Origin of the sequence: Leisingera sp. ANG-Vp, from assembly GCF_000813725.1 — a bacterium.
Taxonomy (GTDB): domain Bacteria; phylum Pseudomonadota; class Alphaproteobacteria; order Rhodobacterales; family Rhodobacteraceae; genus Leisingera.
In genome coordinates this window covers 1-650 of sequence record NZ_JWLD01000104.1, presented here as the reverse complement: position 1 = coordinate 650, position 650 = coordinate 1, and the positions used below count along the sequence as shown (strand labels likewise).

Genomic DNA, 650 nt, shown 5'->3' with positions numbered 1-650 from the left:
CAAGAGGGGCAGCGCCCCTTCCCTAGTCCTGATCCGCCTTCGGATCTTCCTTGCCGACGCCGCGGAAGACGAATTTGAACGGCAGCACCCAGGCGATGCCCAGCCCCACATAGACAACCAGTTCCAGCCACAGCGGCGGCCGGTCCAGCCAGTTCATCACCGTGACCGCGGCCACGATGTAAAGCGGCATGCCAACCAGCAGGATCACCAGGGCCCAGCGCCGCCGGGCCTTGTAGCTCAGGCCTTGTTGCTCAGCCATCAGTCGGCAAACGGGTCGGTCACCAGGATGGTGTCGTCCCGCTCCGGGCTGGTGGACAGAAGCGCCACCGGGCATTCGATCAGTTCTTCCACGCGCTTGACGTATTTAATCGCATTGGCCGGCAGGTCGTTCCAGCTGCGGGCGCCTTCCGTCGACTCGCTCCAGCCCGGCATTTCCTCGTAAACCGGCTTGCAGCGGGCCTGCTGGTCGGCGGCGGTCGGCAGATAGTCCAGATGCTCGCCGTCCAGATCATAGCCGGTGCAGATCTTCAGGGTCTCGAACCCGTCCAGCACATCCAGTTTGGTCAGGCAAATGCCCTTGATGCCCGAAGTGGCGCAGGTCTGGCGCACCAGTGCGGCGTCGAACCAGCCGCAGCGGCGCTGGCGGCCGG

At 64.8% G+C, this 650-nt stretch carries 2 protein-coding genes; both read right to left on the bottom strand.

What is annotated here, in order from left to right; translation table 11 throughout:
- Positions 1-22 precede the first annotated feature (22 nt).
- Positions 23-259, bottom strand: coding sequence for a DUF2842 domain-containing protein (locus tag RA20_RS23465; RefSeq protein WP_039134918.1), 237 nt, complete (start codon positions 257-259; stop codon positions 23-25).
- The coding region (locus RA20_RS23460; RefSeq protein ID WP_039134916.1) for an adenylosuccinate synthetase at positions 259-650 on the bottom strand (392 nt) is incomplete at its 5' end. The genes RA20_RS23465 and RA20_RS23460, both read right to left, overlap by 1 nt.